Origin of the sequence: Allohahella sp. A8 (genome assembly GCF_047946665.1) — a bacterium.
Taxonomy (GTDB): domain Bacteria; phylum Pseudomonadota; class Gammaproteobacteria; order Pseudomonadales; family Oleiphilaceae; genus Allohahella.
This window is the reverse complement of record NZ_CP172312.1, coordinates 3,239,211-3,256,569: the sequence shown is the minus strand read 5'-3', so window position 1 is coordinate 3,256,569 and position 17,359 is coordinate 3,239,211. Positions and strand designations below refer to the sequence as shown.

Annotated in this window: 19 protein-coding genes; 13 read left to right on the top strand and 6 right to left on the bottom strand. The window is 55.8% G+C overall.

Features of this window, described 5'->3' with window-relative positions; genetic code table 11:
• Nucleotides 1–13: 13 nt before the first annotated feature.
• The gene (locus ACH3PB_RS14585) at nucleotides 14–1,381 is read left to right on the top strand and encodes an MFS transporter (protein WP_416396044.1); all 1,368 of its coding nucleotides are present in this window, start codon (nucleotides 14–16) and stop codon (nucleotides 1,379–1,381) included.
• A gap of 40 nt (nucleotides 1,382–1,421) precedes the next feature.
• A complete protein-coding gene (gene ssb / locus ACH3PB_RS14580; protein ID WP_416396042.1) occupies nucleotides 1,422–1,964 on the top strand; it encodes a single-stranded DNA-binding protein in 543 nt (180 codons plus the stop codon).
• A gap of 158 nt (nucleotides 1,965–2,122) precedes the next feature.
• Here ssb and mscL read toward each other — a convergent pair whose 3' ends face one another.
• On the bottom strand, nucleotides 2,123–2,554 hold the full coding sequence (gene mscL / locus ACH3PB_RS14575) for a large-conductance mechanosensitive channel protein MscL (protein ID WP_416396040.1): 432 nt from the start codon (nucleotides 2,552–2,554) through the stop codon (nucleotides 2,123–2,125).
• A gap of 149 nt (nucleotides 2,555–2,703) precedes the next feature.
• On the opposite strand from mscL, the gene ACH3PB_RS14570 reads away from it, so the two are divergent.
• Nucleotides 2,704–3,453: an AzlC family ABC transporter permease gene (locus ACH3PB_RS14570; RefSeq protein WP_416396038.1), complete on the top strand. Its 750-nt coding sequence runs from the start codon at nucleotides 2,704–2,706 to the stop codon at nucleotides 3,451–3,453.
• Complete coding sequence (locus tag ACH3PB_RS14565) at nucleotides 3,440–3,739, top strand: AzlD family protein (RefSeq protein ID WP_416396036.1); 300 nt, start codon at nucleotides 3,440–3,442, stop codon at nucleotides 3,737–3,739. The genes ACH3PB_RS14570 and ACH3PB_RS14565 overlap by 14 nt, the downstream gene beginning before the upstream one ends.
• On the opposite strand, the gene mnmH is transcribed toward ACH3PB_RS14565, so the two are convergent.
• Genes mnmH through ACH3PB_RS14550 form a run of 3 tightly spaced genes read right to left on the bottom strand, consistent with a single transcriptional unit; the run spans nucleotide 3,707 to nucleotide 5,547 of the window.
• The gene (mnmH, locus tag ACH3PB_RS14560; RefSeq protein ID WP_416396034.1) at nucleotides 3,707–4,795 is read right to left on the bottom strand and encodes a tRNA 2-selenouridine(34) synthase MnmH; all 1,089 of its coding nucleotides are present in this window, start codon (nucleotides 4,793–4,795) and stop codon (nucleotides 3,707–3,709) included. The two genes, ACH3PB_RS14565 and mnmH, sit on opposite strands and share 33 nt — an antisense overlap.
• A gap of 55 nt (nucleotides 4,796–4,850) precedes the next feature.
• On the bottom strand, nucleotides 4,851–5,123 hold the full coding sequence (locus ACH3PB_RS14555) for a Rho termination factor N-terminal domain-containing protein (protein WP_416396032.1): 273 nt from the start codon (nucleotides 5,121–5,123) through the stop codon (nucleotides 4,851–4,853).
• A gap of 4 nt (nucleotides 5,124–5,127) precedes the next feature.
• Nucleotides 5,128–5,547, bottom strand: a complete 420-nt coding sequence (locus ACH3PB_RS14550; RefSeq protein ID WP_416396030.1) for a CoA-binding protein — start codon at nucleotides 5,545–5,547, stop codon at nucleotides 5,128–5,130.
• Nucleotides 5,548–5,808: 261 nt separating this feature from the next.
• Here ACH3PB_RS14550 and ACH3PB_RS14545 point away from each other — a divergent pair, with 261 nt between their 5' ends.
• On the top strand, nucleotides 5,809–6,306 hold the full coding sequence (locus tag ACH3PB_RS14545) for an Hsp20 family protein (RefSeq protein WP_416396028.1): 498 nt from the start codon (nucleotides 5,809–5,811) through the stop codon (nucleotides 6,304–6,306).
• Between the two features lie 50 nt (nucleotides 6,307–6,356).
• On the opposite strand, the gene ACH3PB_RS14540 is transcribed toward ACH3PB_RS14545, so the two are convergent.
• Complete coding sequence (locus ACH3PB_RS14540) at nucleotides 6,357–7,238, bottom strand: YihY/virulence factor BrkB family protein (RefSeq protein WP_416396026.1); 882 nt, start codon at nucleotides 7,236–7,238, stop codon at nucleotides 6,357–6,359.
• Between the two features lie 19 nt (nucleotides 7,239–7,257).
• Here ACH3PB_RS14540 and selD point away from each other — a divergent pair, with 19 nt between their 5' ends.
• The gene (selD, locus tag ACH3PB_RS14535; protein WP_416396025.1) at nucleotides 7,258–9,531 is read left to right on the top strand and encodes a selenide, water dikinase SelD; all 2,274 of its coding nucleotides are present in this window, start codon (nucleotides 7,258–7,260) and stop codon (nucleotides 9,529–9,531) included.
• On the opposite strand, the gene senB is transcribed toward selD, so the two are convergent.
• The gene (gene senB / locus ACH3PB_RS14530; protein WP_416396023.1) at nucleotides 9,517–10,533 is read right to left on the bottom strand and encodes a selenoneine biosynthesis selenosugar synthase SenB; all 1,017 of its coding nucleotides are present in this window, start codon (nucleotides 10,531–10,533) and stop codon (nucleotides 9,517–9,519) included. The genes selD and senB overlap by 15 nt on opposite strands.
• Nucleotides 10,534–10,627: 94 nt before the next feature.
• Between senB and ACH3PB_RS14525 the strand changes: the two genes are divergently transcribed.
• The 7 genes from ACH3PB_RS14525 (at nucleotide 10,628) to ACH3PB_RS14495 (ending at nucleotide 17,356) form a co-directional block, all read left to right on the top strand.
• Entirely contained in the window at nucleotides 10,628–11,518 is an 891-nt protein-coding gene (locus ACH3PB_RS14525; protein WP_416396021.1) for a putative selenate ABC transporter substrate-binding protein, read from the top strand.
• A gap of 14 nt (nucleotides 11,519–11,532) precedes the next feature.
• Nucleotides 11,533–12,210 carry an ATP-binding cassette domain-containing protein gene (locus ACH3PB_RS14520; protein WP_416396020.1) on the top strand — a complete coding sequence of 226 codons (678 nt, stop codon included), beginning with the start codon at nucleotides 11,533–11,535 and terminating at the stop codon, nucleotides 12,208–12,210.
• The gene (locus ACH3PB_RS14515; RefSeq protein ID WP_416396018.1) at nucleotides 12,203–13,732 is read left to right on the top strand and encodes a PhnE/PtxC family ABC transporter permease; all 1,530 of its coding nucleotides are present in this window, start codon (nucleotides 12,203–12,205) and stop codon (nucleotides 13,730–13,732) included. Before ACH3PB_RS14520 ends, ACH3PB_RS14515 begins: the two co-directional genes overlap by 8 nt.
• A gap of 22 nt (nucleotides 13,733–13,754) precedes the next feature.
• Complete coding sequence (locus tag ACH3PB_RS14510) at nucleotides 13,755–14,876, top strand: diguanylate cyclase (RefSeq protein WP_416396016.1); 1,122 nt, start codon at nucleotides 13,755–13,757, stop codon at nucleotides 14,874–14,876.
• Between the two features lie 146 nt (nucleotides 14,877–15,022).
• Nucleotides 15,023–15,784, top strand: a complete 762-nt coding sequence (locus tag ACH3PB_RS14505) for a hypothetical protein (protein WP_416396014.1) — start codon at nucleotides 15,023–15,025, stop codon at nucleotides 15,782–15,784.
• 213 nt (nucleotides 15,785–15,997) lie between these two features.
• A complete protein-coding gene (locus tag ACH3PB_RS14500) occupies nucleotides 15,998–16,501 on the top strand; it encodes a hypothetical protein (protein ID WP_416396013.1) in 504 nt (167 codons plus the stop codon).
• A gap of 60 nt (nucleotides 16,502–16,561) precedes the next feature.
• Nucleotides 16,562–17,356, top strand: a complete 795-nt coding sequence (locus ACH3PB_RS14495) for a methylamine utilization protein (protein ID WP_416396012.1) — start codon at nucleotides 16,562–16,564, stop codon at nucleotides 17,354–17,356.
• Nucleotides 17,357–17,359: the final 3 nt, after the last annotated feature.

Below are 17,359 nucleotides of genomic sequence, written 5' to 3'. Positions count from 1 at the left end.
TTGAGGATTACATGTGAACTCCAGTGAACGTTACGCAGTCGGCAACGTGTCACTTCTCTATGCGATGCGCATGCTGGGCCTCTTCATGGTGTTGCCGGTTTTCACCCTGTATTCGGGTGAACTGGCTGGCGCTACACCTGTACTCATAGGCGTGGCTATAGGCATATATGGTCTGAGCCAGGCCTTGCTTCAGGTTCCTTTCGGAGCGCTCTCAGACCGTTTTGGGCGAAAGCCGCTGATGCTGACAGGCTTAGGCTTGTTCGTCATGGGATCTTTGCTCGCCGCGTTCAGCGAGTCCATATACCTGATGATTGCTGGGCGTTTCCTTCAGGGGGCAGGTGCAATTGCCAGCGTGCTGATGGCCTATCTTGCCGATGCAACACGAGAGGATAACCGATCCAAGGCAATGGCTACCGTCGGCATGACGATCGGGCTGTCGTTTGGGGTGGCACTCATCGCCGGACCTATTCTGGCCAGCTTAGGTGGACTTTACCTCATCTTCCTGATTACCGCAGTGCTTGGTGCGTTGGGTATGCTCCTGGTCATGCGTATGCCGACCATCATTATTCAGCGCCATCGTACCTCCCGTGATGTCGCCTTCATAAAGGACGACTTGCGGAAAGTATTGAAGGACCCTGCGCTGTTACGCCTTGATGTGAGCGTGCTGTTGCTGCACCTGTCGTTGACAATGCTCTTTGTCAGTCTGCCCATGGTGCTGAAGAACCAATGGGCGCTGCCGGTGGAAGATCACGGTTGGGTTTACCTTGGTCTGATGGCAATAGGCTTCGCACTGATGGTGCCCGGCCTTATCTATGCAGAGAAACAGCGGCAGTTACCTTTGGTCTTTCGTGTGGCGGTGCTGACTCTGATCGTGGGCATGCTGGTGCTCGGATTGTTCCAGGCCTCGGTTCTCATAAGCTGTATCGCTCTCGCGCTTTTTTTTGCTGGCTTCAACTTCATGGAGGCCAGTCTGCCTTCGATGCTCAGTCGTCTGGCGCCCGCGGGCCAGCGTGGCACGGCTATGGGTGTATTTGCGAGCTGTCAGTTTGGCGGCGCCTTTCTGGGCGGTGTACTCGGAGGCGTGCTCTTGAATACGGGCCGTCCTGAGCTCGCTTTCTATGCAATTTCCGCCCTGGCCTGTGTGTGGTTTTTGTTCACTTTGGGTATGAAAAATCCACCAGCTACCCAAACCTCTGTGATATCCTTGCGCCGCTTCACTGAAGATCAGATCGACGGCTTGCAGGAGTCTTTGCTGGCTGTGAACGGTGTGACTGATGTGACGCTGATCATGGAAGATCAGCTGGCGTACCTGAAGATTGACAAGAGTCGGCTCGACAGGCGCGCGCTCGATCAATTTACCCTGGGTAGTCACGAAGCGTGATCGAAGGGGCGAACTAGCGAATCTTGAAAAGGAGTCAGAAATGGCGAGAGGTATAAATAAGGTAATTTTGATCGGTAACCTGGGGAAGGATCCCGACACTCGTTATCTTCCATCGGGGCAGGCGGTTACCAATCTGGCGCTAGCGACCGATGAGAGCTACAAAGACAAGCAGAGCGGTGAAATGGTCTCCAAGACCGAGTGGCACCGTGTTTCGATGTTCGGTCGTCTGGCCGAAATTGCCAGCCAGTATCTGAAGAAAGGCAGCAAGGTTTACATCGAAGGCAAGCTTCAGACTCGTAAGTGGCAGGACCAGAGCGGTCAGGATCGATATTCTACGGATATCGTGGCCAACGAAATGCAGATGCTCGATAGCAAGGGCATGGGTGACTCTGGTGGGTCAGGCAGTAGCTGGGGTGACTCCAGCCCTGAATATTCCGGCCCGCAGGACTCGCAACGTGGTGGCTCATCGGCTGGTGGCTATGCTTCTGCCGGTCAGAAGTCTGGCGCACAGAGCAGGCCACAGCCACAGACGGCGAGTGGTCCTGATCACAGCGATGACTTTGACGATGATATCCCGTTCTAGATAACGAGTAAGTCAGATAGTCTGAGTTCGAAAAGATGACCAGAGATGGTCATCTTTTTTTTGTTTACGATACCCGGTACTGCCTCACGACCAATTGACCCTTTGTCTCGTATTGCATTGCTCAGTGGGGCTTCCCTTAGTCGGGGGGGTTGTCCTTCTTATGGATGATTGCCTGGCGCAGATGATTGATGGCCTGCTTTGATGGCGTCACGGATTTCCTCGAGCAACAGCTCCTGACTGCTCTTTTCGACAGGCTTTTTCACCGCCTGGACTTCTTTTTTCTTCATGTTGTTGAGGGCCTTCACGAGCATGAACACCGCAAATGCCACAATTAGGAAATTGAAAACAGTCTGGAGGAAAAGTCCGTAGCGTATCACTACCGCGTCAGCGCCTTCTGAAGCCGCCTGCAAGGTAAATGCAAGATCGCTGAAGTCGACGCCACCGACCAGAATGCCTATCGGCGGCATGATGATATCTGCGACGAGTGAGGCGACGATTTTCCCGAATGCGGCGCCGATAATTATACCGATGGCGAGATCGACGACATTGCCACGCATGGCAAAGTCCTTGAATTCATTCATGAAGCTCATTTGCGTTATCCTTCTGGATTGGCTTAAGGCGAGTGGCGAACTGGACGGGCGCAGATCGGCGCGCGCGCGATTATCGCGATAATTGAGCATGAAACTATTGGCAATATCAAGGCGCAAGCTCTGTTGCGCCTCATAGGAGAGAAGACGCTTTGAGTGAATTGCGTGAACATATCCAGCAGGGCTTCGTCTTGCTTTTACCTGTTGCTGTGATGGTCCTGCCTTTCGGTCTGGCTTTCAGTGTCGCGGCGCAACAGGCTGGTCTCGAGGATCTCACCATCGTGGCTATGAGCATGCTTGTCTTTGCTGGTGCTTCGCAGTTCGCTGCGCTCGAGCTATGGCATTCGCCCGTGCCGTGGATTCCACTGGCGCTCGTGGTCTTCGCTGTCAATGCACGACATATCCTGATGGGCGCTTCGCTATACCCGGCTCTGTCGCGTCAGCCCCTGCGGAAACGGCTCCTGGCAATGTTCCTCATCACTGACGCGAACTGGGCCTTCGCGATGCTACAGCGAAGCCCCGTCCGGCAAGTGGGGATCATAATCGGCGGCGGTTTGGCACTTTGGATCGCTTGGCAAGCAGGTACAATCGGGGGGCTGTGGATCAAGACCTCGCAGGACACTGCCTATAGCTTTGGCCTCGATGCCGTCATGCCACTGTTTTTTCTGATTTTGCTTTTCAAGCAGTGGAGCGGGCGTAGTGATTTGCTGCCCTGGTGCGTTGCCGCTGTAGTAGCTGTCTCATGGCAGTACTTCATCGGCGGCCACTGGTATGTGCTTGCCGGCGCTCTGGCTGGGGGTGTGGTGGCGCTCGTCGTGCCGAGTGAGCAGGAGAGCCTGGAGAAGGCCACCGCCGAGGCTCCTGAATCACAAGCTGATAAGGATGCGCATGACCCAGTTTGAGCTTGCCGGTTTTCTGGCTGTCATGACGCTTGCAACACTATGTACACGTGTAGGTGGCGTAATCCTGATGTCAATCGTGCCCATGGGGCCCAGGGTGCAGCGCTTTCTCAAGGCACTGTCTGGCAGCGTACTGGTAGCGCTCGTGGCGCCGGCGATGCTGTCGGGTGACTGGGCGATCCGCACAGGTGCAGCCGTTTGCCTGCTTGCCATGTTACTGCAGCGAGGACAACTCGTCGCGCTCGCTGCTGGCGTGTTAACGGTCGGGTTGGTCCGTGCGCTCATTTAACCACTGCAGGATTTCGGTTTGCGTACCTCTGAACAGGAGCTCGCGATCTGAACGGCTGGCCTGGTGCTCATACATAGGGTCGTAATACTCCAGTAGTAAAGGCTCGATCCAGCTGTAATGCTCAGTAAGATCTCTGTTTACACGATAGCGATCGAAAGCTGCCGTGAGCTGTTGCTTGAGCGTTGCCAGGCGTTCACCGCCCAGCCGCCGCTTGATACTCCCAAGTTGCTCGAGCAACCGATCTTCGACCTGCTGCAATATGTCCACCGACGGGGCGCCATTCCCCGACAATTCAACGAGCTCTCGCTCCCTGCGCAATACATAATCCTCCGCGATTGCCTGAGCACGTTGCTCGAAAGGACGCACCAGTTCGACTATTGGTGATCGGCGAATCACATCCTGCACTGCGAGCGGTACGAAAGCCCGCCCTATGAGGCGACCTTCATCTTCCACCAGGACCCGTCGCACCGAACAGGCTTCCAAGCGCAGTAGCTCGATAGCCAGAGCATTCTCGAAGTTGATCTGGCTTGGCTGCGGCGTGACTTCGCCGCCAAAGGCAGAGCCGCGGTGGTTGGCAAGATGCTCGAGATCGACCGTCGCGATGTCGCTGGGCTCCGCTCTGGCAGCCTTCAGTAGTTCAGTCTTGCCGGACCCTGTCTTGCCTGCAACAACTAGCCAGGGGTACTGAGCTGCGGCTTCGATGGTATTGATGAGGAAGTGTCGCATTGCCTTGTAGCCGCCTTCGACGTAAGGGACTGCAAAGCCGGCATCCGCGAGCCACTCCAGACTGATCTTTGTCCTGAGCCCGCCCCGAAAGCAATACAACACCGTGTCAGGCTGCTGCTCGAGCTGTTTGATCCACTGGTCGATGCGGCTCTGCTTTACCGCCCCGCTCACCAGTTCATGCCCGAGCTCAATGGCCGCTGCCTGGCCCTGCGTCTTATAGCAGGTGCCTACGAGCGCCCGCTCCTCGTTGTTCATCAGGGGCAAGTTGATTGCTGTTGGAAAAGCGCCTTTATCGAACTCGCCCGGCGAGCGCGTATCGATAAAAGGCACCTTGCGGAGAAACAGTGACGCACTGATGGGGATTTTTGGGCCCCTGTAGGCCTTGTCAGTGATTGCGGAGCGCCTCTATCAGCTCGGATTTGGTCATGTCCGATCTTCCGTCGATATCCACTTCCTGCGCCTTGTCGTAGAGTTCATCATAAGTCCAGTCCTCATAGGCAGCGTGATTGCCACCTTTCTGGCTGGTCTTTTTCGTTGGAGAGTTCGAAATCCGCGCCGCCTTTTCCTTGCTCATGCCATCATCGCGTAGCGCTTCGTACTGCTCCGGGTTCTTGATAGATGAACCGTGATCATTCGATTTATTGCCTTGTTTGGCCATGATGTCACCTCAGTATAATTTTAGGACATTGGTTCGTTACGACGGTCAGCCCGGCTTGGCGGGCCTCTGCTTCGGCGGCGGCATTCTGAACGCCGAGCTGTCCCCAGAGGATACGTACGCCTGCAGCGATAGCTTCTTTGGCGACCTCGCCTAGATGAGCTGGATCCCTGAATACGTCGACCATATCTACAGATTTATTCAGTTGATTCCGAATGTGGTCAGCAGCCTGCGTGATGGAGGCAAAAACTGGTCGCCCCATCAGATCTCCACCAGCGAGCCGGGGGTTTACCGGGAAGACCTCGTAACCGCGCTCCAGCAGGAATGCCATGATCTTGTAGCTGTCGCGGTGCTGCTTCTCGCTTGCGCCTACCAGAATGATCGTCTCGACACTGTTTAAAAGTCGTTTCAGCGAAGGCTCACTCATGACATTTCTCCGGGCCACTGAAGCGCCGAATGCGCCCCTTCCGATGTACTACCAATCTACAGCGATCGCTGCCATCGGTTCAGCAAATCTTGCAAAAAAGTAATGCTTGTGTGCATTGATTCTGACCGCCTTGCCACCATTTTAACAGTGTGAGCGATGAGTCTGATTGAGATCATCGAATCACACACAACAGTGGTTGCAGAAGGGCTGATGCCCGCTTGGGCCACGACTGAATCGTATTGCTTCAATGGAGAATATGCTATGACTACTATCGACTTTTCACCGCTGTACCGCAGCAGTATTGGTTTCGACCGTATGGCATCCATACTTGATGCCACCCTCAGGGGCGATCAGACCAGTGCAGGCTATCCGCCATACAACATCGAAGTGACGGATGAGAATCGCTATGCGATCACCTTGGCCATCGCCGGATTCAGTGAGGATGAACTGGATATCCAGGTCGAAAAAGGTGTGCTCACTGTCAAGGGTCGCAAGGGCGGCGAAGAGGAGTCACGCAAGTACCTGCATCAGGGTATTGCCAATCGTGCATTCGAACGCAAGTTCAACCTTGCGGACCATATCGAAGTACGTGGCGCCGACCTGAAGAATGGCTTGCTGACCATCAGTCTGGTCAAGGAAGTTCCTGAGGCTGCCAAACCACGGAGCATCCAGATCAATGGTTCAGCTAAGCGGTCAGACAAGGTGCTTGAGCACGATGCCTCAGCCAATGAGGACAACGCGGAAACCAATGCCGCGTAAATGAGCGATAGGCTCGCAAGACAAAAGGCAGCGCTTCATGCGCTGCTTTTTTATTGGTCAGCCTCTTTTTTTCCCCTCGTACCTATTGCAGTGTTCAGAACCGCGCCGAAAAAGATGATGAAATTGGTCAGGTATAGCCAGATCATCAAGACGGCGACCGCGGAGATGGAACCGAAAACAAGGTCGTACTGGCCAAAGTTGCTGACATAGTAGGAAAACAGTCCGCTGCCTACCAACCAGATGAGTGAGGCGGCAACAGCGCCAGGACTGAGCCAGTGATGGAAAAGCGAAGGTCGGTCAGACACCATCGTGCGGCTGAATCTGTATAGCATGCCGAGCGCAACGCAGATCATGACAAACAGACCGGACCAGATGAGTAGGCGGACCAGGTTACGGTGCTCGATCAATTCTGGGAGATGTTGCACCACAGCCGGAATGATAATAAGCATCCCGAGGCACAGCAGGATGAATACCACGGCGCATGCTGATGTCACGATAGTTCGCAGGATCCCTGGATCGCTTGTATCGTCAAGGTGCTGTGCGTGAACGGCCGAGAGAGTGGATAGCAGAGTGGCGGTCCCGCGATAGGTGACGGCGCATGCGAAGCTGATACTCACAGCCAGACCCCACCCAAGATTCTGTTTCGGCGTCTCGGCCAGCGAATGGAGCCGGTCTTCAGCCATGCTGGAGATGTTGGCAGGCAAAAATTCGCTGACTGCGGTAACTTGCTGCTCTACAGTGGCTGCATCCATGAATAGGCCGTAGAGCGTCAGGATAGCGAGCGTCAAGGGGAACAGCGCCAGAAATGCATTAAAGGCCGCACTATAGGCAAAGTCACTGATTCGGCATTGCCTGCTCAGCGTTATTGAGTGGCGGCAGACTTTGCGCCAGTCCTGGGGCGAGAAGTGCAGATAGTCTGCTGATGAATCCATAGATCGAGTATACCCTGTAATGAAGAAGAATTCTGAAATCGTGCTACGCGACATCGTGCTCGTCGGCGGCGGGCATAGCCATGCCGTGGTGCTGAAAATGTTGGGAATGAAACCCATTCCCGGTGTCAGAATCACCCTGATCTGCAGGGATACGCATACCCCATATTCCGGCATGCTGCCCGGCTACGTGGCCGGCCATTACAGCTATGACGAGACGCATATCGATCTTCGCCGTCTGGCTGAGTTCGCTGGCGCCAGGTTCTACCGGGATGAGGTCACCGGAATCGATCGGTCAGCGCAAACCGTTCAGTGTCGGCATCGTCCTGATGTGGCCTATGATGTGCTGTCAATCAATACGGGCTCCAGTCCCGACGTCAGTACTGTCGATGGTGCCGCCGAATATGCTGTGCCCGTCAAGCCAATAAACGAATTCAATGACCGCTGGCAGCACCTCTTGGCCACGATCACTGCCGATAGATCCACGACTTCACCTTATCAGATTGCCGTGGTCGGGGCAGGGGCTGGTGGTGTTGAGCTGGCGCTCGCTTTACAGCATCGTCTTGGCTCGGTGCGCACGTCGGCTGGGCAGGCGGTGGCCATTACTGTGTTCGGCAAGGATGATGCGCTGCTGCCCCAGGCTCCATCCTCTGTGGGACGGCAGTTCTCGGAGGTGCTCGAGAGCCGGGGCATTCGTCAGGTGCTCGGCAGGGCGGTCAGCCAGGTTGGTGCGCGCACAGTAGCCACTAGCGACGACAGTGCCACCTATCCTGCCGATACCACCCTATGGGTCACCGAGGCTGGCGGGGCCAGTTGGCTTCGGCAAACTGGGCTCGAACTGGATGAAAAAGGGTTTATCAAAGTCACGGATACGCTGCAGACGGTGAGTGATCCCAACATATTCGCCGCTGGTGATGTTGCTGCCATGATCGACCATCCGCGCCCAAAAGCAGGCGTCTTCGCTGTACGGCAGGGTAGGCCGCTCGCTGTGAATCTTCGTCGTTATGTGGAAAACCGCACGCTGCTCGACTATCGCCCGCAGCGAAAATGGTTGGCGTTGATCAGCACCGGCGACAAGTATGCCTTTGCAACCAGAGGTCGATTCACTGCACGTGGCGCCTGGGTCTGGCGCTGGAAGGACTGGGTCGACCGACGTTTCATGGCACGCTTCAGCGAATTGCCGGCAATGCCGGAGAAGGCTGCCTCACCGGGCCATCACATCCGGTTGTCCAGTGAAGAAAACACTCAGGCCATTTCGGCTGTAGCCATGCGATGCGGCGGTTGTGGTGCAAAGGTTGGCGCCAGCGTGCTGAGCCGTGCTATCAGTTCGCTCCAGCCAGTCGAGCGCGAGGATGTGCTGGTTGGCCTGCACGCACCCGACGACGCTGCAGTGCTGTCCATCCCTGCCGACAAGGCACTGGTCCACAGTATCGATTTTTTCCGCGCTTTCATCGACGACCCCTATATTTTTGGCAAGATCGCGGCGAATCACAGTCTTGGTGATATCTTTGCCATGGGCGCAGAAGCCCAGAGTGCGACTGCTGTGGCGACCATTCCGCAGGGTCTCGAAAGCAAAGTTGAAGCGCTTCTTTTTCAGCTCATGTCTGGCGCGGTAGAAGTGCTGAATGCTGCAGGCTGCGCACTTGTCGGAGGGCATACGGGTGAAGGTCAGGAACTGGCCCTGGGCTTTGCGATCAACGGTCTCATTGACCCTGCCGAAGTGCTGAAGAAAGGTGGCCTCTTGCCTGGTCAGAAGCTGGTTCTGACCAAGCCGATCGGTACCGGAACGCTTTTCGCCGCGCATGCACGGCTGGCAGCAAAGGGCCGCTGGATCGATGCAGCGCTGGAATCGATGCAGCTGTCGAGTCAGGCTGCGGCTGGCTGCCTGCGCCGGCATGGTGCTACAGCCTGCACCGATGTCACCGGCTTCGGGCTACTCGGACATCTCGTCGAGATGACCAAGGCCTCGGGTGTGGATGCAGCTCTGGACCTTGCATGCATCCCAGTGCTCGACGGCGCACTGGAAACCTCGAGAATGGGAATATTGAGCTCACTGCAGCCCGCCAATGTGCGGCTGCGTCGCGCCATCTCGAACCAGACCGAGTCAGTTGACCATCCTGTGTACCCATTGTTATTCGATCCGCAGACTGCGGGCGGCCTGCTGGCCGGTGTGCCGGCGGAGCGTGTGGATGCGTGTGTTGCTGAACTCCGGGCGCTTGGCTACGAATCCACCATTGTCATTGGAGACATCTTACCGATGGGAGACCAGCTCGCCCCGATTCTACTTCGATGCTAAGCAAGCGCGAGCAACACTATCCAGCAGCTCGCTGGCTTCCTGCTGCGGAGTGAAGTCGGTAGCAAGGCCTTGGCAGATCGTGGTGAGTCTTGTCAGGTAGGTTGGGTCGGTCTCGCAGCGAAGTAGCTGGACCATTAGAGCCTGCTCGTCTCCGACTTCAAATAATCCCGGGTAGTCGCTGCCCAGCAAACCCATATTGCCATCGATGTTCGAGGCAAGAACAGGGCATCCAAGCGCGCATGCCTCGGATACGATGTTGGCGCCACCTTCCATGACCGAGCTGATGATCATGAGTGCGGCTTGCCTCAATAGCTGTTCCGTATCGCCCCGGCTGAGCTCTCCCAGCCAGTGGTAGCGCGGAGTAAGGGACATTTCTTCCCGGGCTCTTGTCGCCCATTGACTACTGTGAGCTCCGCCGGCGTGAAGGATCTGAATACCGGATTCAGGCGGCAGTAGCTTGGCGGCCAGAGCGGCCCTGAACGGATCCTTCTCCTCGCGCAGATGCCCAATGACCGCGATCGGCATGCTCGATGACGCAATCAGTGAGGTAAGGCCGCTATCGCTCTCTCCTGGACGCGAAGGTGATATTTCTTCCTCGAAGGCCGTTGATTGTTTGACGACGACGAGTTTGCTGTGAAAGCGTTCGGGTACGGAACGGTAGCCGAGGTCGTGCAAACAGACGAGTACATCGGCCGACTCGAGCGCCGTTTCGAACTCAGCTGGCTGAGTGAATTGGGATTTGTAGTAGTCGGTACCGGTCAGTACCACTACCAGCGGAATTCCACGACGTCTGGCTTCAGCGATAGCGTATCGGCCACGTATGGCATGTAGTACGATAGTGCAGTCTACAGGCCACTCGACGGATCCGGCACATGACTCGAATGCCTGCTCGATTCGACAGTCGTGCCCCGCGTCGAGCAGGAATTTCCGGTATCTGAGAGCTGTTGCTCGGTTGCCCGCCCTTGAGCCTGCGACAGCAGGTGAAATCACAAGAACATTCATGGATCATGCCCTGTTTGTTCCGCTGGCCGTTGACCCAGCGTGATGACGATCAGCAAGTGAATTCACTATGACAATATCATCAGGAAGCTACCTCATGCACAGAGATTCTAAACCACTCACTCAGCGTTTCTTCCGTCTGACTCTACCACTGCTGTTCGCCGGGCTGCTCACAGCAGGCGGAGCCTTTGCTGAAACACTGGTATTCACCGCGATCCCGGATCAGGACGAAACCCGTCTGCAGGAGCGCTTTTCAAAAGTGTCTGATTATCTGGAGAAGACACTGGAAGTGGATGTGCGCTTTGTACCCGTAAAGGATTACGCAGCTACGGTTTCCGCCTTCCGTAACAATCAGGTACAGCTGGCCTGGTTTGGCGGACTCTCGGGTGTGCAGGCCAGGCGTCTGGTCGAGGGCTCTGAAGCTATTGCACAAGGCGAAGAAGATACCCAGTTCAAGACCTATTTCATTGCCCACAAGAGCTCAGGCGTCGAGCCGAGTGAAGAGTTTCCAAAGGGCATGGCCGGCAAGACCTTCACGTTCGGTTCCAAAGGCAGCACTTCCGGCCGCCTGATGCCCGAGTTCTATATCAGGGAAAAAACCGGTCAGGTGCCTGAGAAGTTCTTCAGCCGAGTCGGGTTTTCCGACAATCATTCGCGAACAATCGCGCTCGTCGAATCCGGCGCCTATCAACTGGGTGCGGTCAGTTACGATGTCTGGGAGACGGAAATGGCAGCGGGCGATATCGATGTTTCTGCCGTCAAGGTGATCTGGGAGACGCCCACCTATGCAGACTATCAGTGGACCATACGCGGTGACGTCGACAAGACCTTTGGCAAAGGTTTCAAGGCCAAGGTGCAGCAGGCGCTTCTGAATATGGACGACCCGGATCTGCTCGCCGCATTTCCACGGACGAAGTTCATCAAGGCTGAAAACAGTGACTACCAGCAGATACTGGACGTCGCGCAAGAAATCGGTCTGATCGACTGAGCTTGGGTACGCCAATGCTCCAACTGGTCGACCTGACGGCCAAGTACGGCGTGCACGTGGTGTTGCACCCGCTTTCGCTGACTGTCGATCGCGGGGAGCATGTGGCGCTGGTCGGCAAGAGCGGAGTGGGTAAGAGCACCATGCTGAAGCTTGCGTTTAACGCCCTTGCACAGCAGGCGCATCCGGAAGCAGCCGCAGTTCATTCGGTCGCTTTTCTGCCGCAGGAGCTCGGGCTGGTACCGCAGCTTCCTGTTTTCCACAATGTCTACATGGCCAGGTTGTCGCGCTACGGCCGCCTGCAGAACCTGCGGAATTTCGTTTGGCCGCAGGCCGCCAGAGCAGCCGAAGTCGAAAGACTGCTGGATCAGCTCGATATGTCCTCCACTCTGCGTACCACTGCGGCCTCACTCTCGGGTGGGCAGAAACAGCGTGTTGCTGTGGCTCGCGCATTGTATCAGGAGGCTGACATTCTGCTGGCTGATGAGCCATGTTCGGCGCTGGATGGTCCACAGGCCGATAACGTGCTCGGACTGCTGATTTCTAATTTTGCGGCCAGCATCGTGGCCCTACACGACGTCGACCTTGCCCTGAGGCATTCGACGCGGATCATCGGCTTGCGCGGTGGCCGGATTGCGCTCGATGAAGCGAGTGCGGCTCTGAAGCCTGCAGATCTCGAGTTTCTCTATGACTGAGCCCCAATGTGGGCAAGTGAGACCACCGACGCCATTTGGGCTCCGGTCGGCAACCATCCGCGTCAGCCTCATTTTTGTAGGCGTAGCCCTGGTCAGCCTGATCCTGGGCGACATAGAGATCACTACAGAGAATCCCTGGGCAGAAATGCTCAGGTTTGCGAGCGGATTTCTGTCACCCTCGCTCGATTCCGTCGATACTCTGACGACAGCGCTGCTGAGAACCGTCGGCTTCGCTTTCGTTGGTGTAGCGCTGGGCAGTATGGCTGGTTATCTGCTCATGTTGTTCTTCGACAGACCTGTGGTCCGGGGATTCTGCGCCTTTATCCGCGCCATTCACGAGTTGTTCTGGGCGCTCATTTTTCTGCAGTTCTTTGGTCTGCATCCGCTGACAGGCGTGTTGGCTATCGCCATACCCTATGCCGGGGTCTTTGCCAAGGTTTATGCTGAAATCAGCGACGAAACGGATCCGCTGCCGGGGCTCGTGCTACCACCGGCCCGTTCGCGACTCATTCAGACCCTGTTCCTCAAAATTCCGCAAGCCTTTGCGAACATCAAGAGCTACACCGCGTACAGGTTGGAATGTGGTTTTCGCTCTAGCGCCATTCTCGGCTTCGTGGGGCTGCCGACACTGGGTTTTTATCTCGAGTCCGCCTTTGTCCAGGGACACTATTCTGAAGTAGCAGCGATGCTGATGCTGTTCTACTTGCTTATCGCGACGATGCGTTGGTGGCTACGTCCGAAGCTGTTACCACTCTACCTGCTGGCGTCGCCATTCTTTCTGGGGGAAGGGCTCCCGATCGTGTGGAGCAACGTGGGCCGCTTCTTCACTGAAGACATTGTACCTGCTCCACTCAAGTCAGGCCTGAGCTGGTCCAGCCCGGAGGCGCTCTGGGCCTGGTTCTCACCGATTGCCACGGAGCAGATTCTACCCGGCCTCTGGAATACGGTGATACTGACTCAGATAGCGCTAGTCGCTACGGCGGTACTGACTCTGCTCAGCTTTATCCTGGTATCCAGGCATTTCGGTGGCCCCAGGCGACGGTCGGTGGGCCACCTTTTGCTGGTCATAGGTCGCTCGACCCCGGAGTACATTCTCGCTTACATGCTGTTGCAGCTATGGGGACCATCGATGTTACCGGCTGTTGTCGCGCTCGCCTTGCATAATGGTTGTATTATCGGGCATTTGATCGGCAGGCAAAGCAATGAGCTGACCCTCAGTCCCGGCGCGAGCACAGGCTCGGATCGCTACTTCTTCGAGTTGCTACCCCGCCTGTATCGGCCATTTCTGGCCTTCCTGTTCTATCGGTGGGAGATCATCATGCGAGAAACTGCAATTCTCGGCGTCCTCGGTATCTATACGCTAGGCTTCTATATCGATAGCGCAATTGAAAACATACGTTTCGATGTCGCGCTCCTGCTGATATTGGTGACCGCCATGCTGAACATAGCCATTGACATGTTTTCGAGGAAACTCAGGACGGGTTTGCGCCTGACGACCATGCCGACGCCGGATGTCCCCTAGACGTGATGATTCACTTGAAACAATGAGTAAGCGACAAAAACAGGCACCTCAAGGCGTGGCGGCGAAGGTCCAGGAGGAGGAACATCGCAGACGCACGCGATTTCTTCTGCTCTTCAGTGCATCGACGAGCATCATTCTGTTTGGGATAGGCATCAAAGTTCTTCTGAATGATATGGTGGGCTACGGACTGGCCCTTGTCGGTGCCGGAACAGTTACAGTTTTTGCACTTGTGCAGTATCACCTTCTGAAGCAGCGCATGCTGTTCGAGAACATAACCATCTTCGCCATGTCGGTTCTCGTTCTCATGCTGGTCAGCACGGGTGGCGAAGATGGAACAGCGGCACTCTGGAGCTATATATATCCGCTACTCGTAACCTATGTGGCGGGTCTGCGCAAAGGCGTACTCTACTGTAGCCTCATGTACTTCGCAGTGCTTGCTATCATGCTGAAACCTGAAATCTTTGGTTTGCTTTCGCCTTACTCGAGCGACTTCAAACTGCGCTATCTCTTGAGTTATCTGTTCACCACCCTGTTCTCCTTTGTGATCGAGAGCTCTCGCCAGGCATCTGCGAACGAGTTGCTCAGGCTTGGCAAGGAGATGGAAACGGCATCACGGCTCGATGTGCTCACGGGACTTGCCAATAGGCGTCATATGCAGAGCCTGCTGGACGAGGCAGAATATGATTTTGGTAGAAGCAGAACTGACTATGCGGTTCTGATGGTGGATATCGACCATTTCAAGAGGGTGAATGACCGCTTTGGTCACAGTGCCGGCGACGCCGCGCTGCAATCCGTGTCCGCCGTGTTTGAGCATGGCCTGCGTCAGACCGATACGGCGAGTCGATGGGGTGGCGAAGAGTTTCTGGTCCTGCTGCGCGGCGCATCTGCATCGGATGCCCCGCAAATTGCAGAGCGTATTCGCAAGGCGACGGAACTGCTCGCGATTCCCTGCCAGGCTGACCTCGCAGCGGATAAGGCCGAGGGGCGCGCCGACGTCAGCACACTGCATCTTACCGTGAGCGTGGGCGTGGCTTTGCGAAAGCATGCAGAATCACTCGCCGATACCCTGCTTAAGGCCGACAACTGCCTGTACGAGGCCAAGCGAAGTGGTCGCAACCAGGTCTGTCCCGCGTCTCCGTACTAGTTACTTTGTTTATCCTTGCCATATACGGAACTTCCGAAGCTGTTAAGCTCGCACACTGACGATTACAGTACTGGCCGAACGCTCTTGCCAGAACCTTAATAAAAAACTCAGGCGCCGAACAGGCTGCTCACTCAAGGAGATATCACGTGAAGACAGAAAATATCCAACGTACGCTTGCTGCAGGGTCGGTCGCAGTGGCGGGCATGCTGATCAGTTCCGCAGTACTCTCGGCAGAGCCGCCCCGTTACCACGAGCCAACCCGGCACTTTACTGTCGAACGTGGTGCCGTGGCCGAGAACCGGGACTTCATGGTGGACCTCGCTACGGGTAACGCGCTCGATGTGGGCGGTGGCGTTCGCCTGGGGCTGCCTGTCGGAGAGCTATTGCTGAACAGTGCCATCAGCCGTGATAACGATAACCAGCTTCAGGCGAACGAGGCAACGTTCAAGTTTAGCCTGCCGCGTATCAATACTGGCAACCGTGACATACGCATCAATGCCGCAGCCTACGCTGGTCTGGCTCATTTGGACATTGATGAGGGCGACGACTTCACCAATGTAGTCATTGGCGCCGCGGCAACAGCGCTGGTTCAGGGTGTAATGTTCACTGTCAGCCCGGAAATCGAATTTGCCGATGATCAGCGAGACGACACGATTTTCAATCTCGGCCTTGCTGCGGCCTACACTTTCGATGAGACCGGTTTCGGACGTTTCCAGCCGAACATTGAATATGTGCTCGTCGAAGGCGGCGACGATGACTTCGACAAGGATGTCGACGATGATCTGATCAACCTCGGTGTTCGCTGGCTATTCAAGGAAAACGTAACGCTCGACTTCATCATGCTGGCTAACGGGCCAGACGATATCACCAGCATCCCCGGTGTCATTCGGCTCAACGTTTCATTCTGATAGCCCTTCGGCGGAGGTGGCACTGTCTCACTCCGCCTGCCTCACTAGCCTCGCTTCCAGGCGCTGTCGCTATGGTTACAAAGCGAGACAGTGAGCACACAGATTTCCCGCAAAGCGCAACGCTATCGCCACGGTCATTTCTTATGCACCCCGTATAATCAACCATAGCGGACAAGTGTCTTAGGAAATGGTAACACCGTGAGCGGGTGATGTATGAAACAGGCAAAGAGCGGCTTCACGCTAGTTGAACTTGCAATGCTTATCGTAATTGTGGGCATCCTGTCAGCCATTGTATTTCCCAAGTTTGCCGGAGTGAACGGTGAGTCGCGTTCCATACTGCTCAGTGGCGTCGAAAGCGCGCTCAAGTCGGCTGCCGCCATGTCATACGCGGCCTATCTGAAGGACGGCACGCAGGCTGAGCAAGTCATGGTGCAGAAAGCTCAGGTGCGTCTGGAGTTCGGTTATCCTGCAGCCAATGACGCCGGCATTCTGGCCGCGGCAAAATTGCCTGCGGCGGATTTCAATATCAGCTCTGAAACGATCCCTCTGACCATGAACGCTGATGTCGCGCTAGTGGAAGATGGGCCGAACTCGGTTCAGGTGGTCACCATCAGGGCGCTGAATGCGGTTGATCCATCGGCTTGCCAGGTCACCTATCAGGCGGCCATGGAGCCGAATTCCCGCCCGCTTATTTCCAGATCCACGAATGGTTGTTGAGATCCCACGCTGCGTGTGGCGCAGCAGAGCCTATCGACTATAGTTGAGTACATCGGTTGAATGCTTTCATTCGACACTGGTGTTTCGGGTATTCCATTGACTCATTTTACTTCAGCAATCTACAAGCCCTACGCTACCGCATGGTTGGCAAGGATAGGCTGTGGCGCCCTCTGCCTGCTGATAGTCTCAACCATATCAAATCGTGTTGCCGCCGCTGAGCTGGAAGTAGTCGTCACAGATCTTGATGGGCGGGTCATACCGGGCGTCGCGACTGTTCTGCACGATGTTCCAGCTGCAGGTGGAGCAGGGGCGGACCCCATCGACGGAAATAACCGCATTGAAATTGATCAGATTGACGAGCAGTTCGTGCCGCTGATGAGCGTCATACCGCGCGGGAGCAACGTGTGGTTTCCCAATAGCGACAATGTGCGTCATCACGTGTATTCGTTTTCAGAAGCAAAGCCTTTCGAGCTCTCCCTGTACCACGCCGATGAGGCGCCGCCAGTCGTTTTCGGCAAGACTGGTATCGTTCTGCTCGGCTGCAACATCCACGACAGTATGCGGGCCGCCGTCCTGGTGACTGAACAGGCTGTATATGGCGTAACTGATGAACACGGCCGGGTCCGTCTACAGTATCAGGCAAAGCCGACCGCTGCAGAACGGCTCATCATGAGCCTATGGCATGAACAGCTTGGGGCCAAAGAGGCACTGGAAACGCAGCTCGAAGTAGCTCGCGTTGCCAGCGGAAGCGTCACCGCCACATTGCCAATTCGCTTCAAGCCAGTTGCACCACAGTCGATTTCAGATCTGAAAAGCCGTCTCCAGGGCTACAGGAAGGGTAGCTCGCAACAGTGACGA